The 1,627-nt window shown below is 64.6% G+C and carries 2 protein-coding genes; both read right to left on the reverse strand.

Features of this window, described 5'->3' with window-relative positions:
- Window positions 1–545: 545 nt before the first annotated feature.
- Window positions 546–1,163 (reverse strand): cob(I)yrinic acid a,c-diamide adenosyltransferase, encoded by a 618-nt coding sequence (gene cobO, locus E5W70_RS24705; RefSeq protein ID WP_292663398.1) that lies wholly within the window; start codon window positions 1,161–1,163, stop codon window positions 546–548.
- Window position 1,164: 1 nt separating this feature from the next.
- The coding region (gene cobU / locus E5W70_RS24710) for a bifunctional adenosylcobinamide kinase/adenosylcobinamide-phosphate guanylyltransferase (RefSeq protein WP_292663400.1) at window positions 1,165–1,627 on the reverse strand (463 nt) is incomplete at its 5' end.

Below are 1,627 nucleotides of genomic sequence, written 5' to 3' on the forward strand. Positions count from 1 at the left end.
GGCCGGCGCGACGACGTCGAGAGCACCGACATCCGGCGGGCGCTGAAACTCTACCGGGTCGCCGACTTGCTGCTGATCGCGCTGTTCGGGGTGGTCGCGGCGCTCGTTATCTTGGCGTGACCTGCGCTCGAGATCGAGCGCAAACAGAAAACCCGCCAAGCGGCGGGTCGTTGGAGCCAATTAGCACCATATTGAAATTAGTAGCATAGCTGCCGGCACAAAGCAAGAACAAAATAGGGCTACGCTCAAATAATCGCTTAAGGTAATCGCTTCAGGTTGGCGCTGCCCATTCAAGGTTGGCGAAATCCGAAGCGCCATCCGATCTCCCCCCTTGCGGGGGAGATGTCCGGCAGGACAGAGGGGGGTGGGCCGGATCGCCAATTTTCGATTTAGCCCTATTCCGAATAGCCCGATTGCCTGGCAAATCGGCGGGACAGCACCCCCCTCTGCCCTGCCGGGCATCTCCCCCGCAAGGGGGGAGATTGGCAGCTTCGTCGACGGCACCGCACCGGCATGCTGGAGGGCGCCTACCGATCGCCAACCCCTCAGAACTCGATCCCCTGCTGCGCCTTCACGCCGGCGGAGAAGTGGTGCTTGGTCACGCCCATCTCGGTAACCAGATCGGCTGCTTCGATCAGTGCCGGCTTGGCGTTGCGGCCGGTGACGACGACATGCAGGCCTTCGCGACGCGCCTTCAGCGCCGCGACCACCTTTTCGAGGTCGAGGTAGTCGTAGCGCAACGCGATGTTCAATTCGTCCAGCACCACGAGGCTGATCGACGGCTCGGCCATCAGCTCGAGCGCTTTCGCCCAGGCGGCCTCGGCCGCGGCGATGTCGCGCTTCAGGTCCTGCGTCTCCCAGGTAAAGCCTTCGCCCATGGCGTGCCAGACGACGCGGTCGCCGAAGCAGGCAAAAGCGTCCTTCTCGCCGGTGTGCCACTTGCCCTTGATGAACTGGACGACGCCGACGCGCTTGCCATAGCCGAGCATTCTGAGCGCCAGCCCGAAGGCGGCCGTGGTCTTGCCCTTGCCCGGTCCGGTGTTGACGATCAGCAGCCCTTTCTCGACCGTCTTGGCCGCGACCTCGGCGTCCTGCACCGCCTTGCGCTTGGCCATTTTGGCGCGATGGCGTTCCTCTTCCGTGGGGTCGATAGTATCAGCCATGTCATTTCACCTTGAGCGGCAGCCCCGCCACCATCAAAAGCACGGTGCCGGCAACTGCCGCGACGTCCTGGTTCAGCCGGCCGGCGGCGTCGCGAAACCGTCTTGCCAGCGCATTCTCCGGCACGATGCCCTGGCCGACCTCGTTGGACACCACGAACCACGGCCCACGCGGCCGCGACAGCACATCCGCCAGCCTTCGGCATTCGGCCTCGACATCATGTTCGGCCAGCATATGGTTGGTCAGCCACAGCGTCAGGCAATCGATCAGCACCGGCTGGCCGTCAGGCAGTGCCTCGATCGCGCCGGCAAGGTCGAGCGGCGCCTCGATGGTCGTCCAGCCGGCACCGCGGCGCGAGCGGTGCAGCGCGATCCGTTCGCGCATCTCCTCGTCATAGGCTTGCGCCGTGGCAATATAGCTCCACGGCGCCGGACAGGCACTCACCAGCCTCTCGGCATGCGCGCTC

This window comes from Mesorhizobium sp., from assembly GCF_005063415.1.
In the GTDB taxonomy this organism is placed as follows: Bacteria; Pseudomonadota; Alphaproteobacteria; order Rhizobiales; family Rhizobiaceae; genus Mesorhizobium.

Bases quoted from the DNA above. Each gene is read 5' to 3' on its own strand.
- cobO (WP_292663398.1), bottom strand. From the start codon at position 1,163: ATGGCTGATACTATCGACCCCACGGAAGAGGAACGCCATCGCGCCAAA.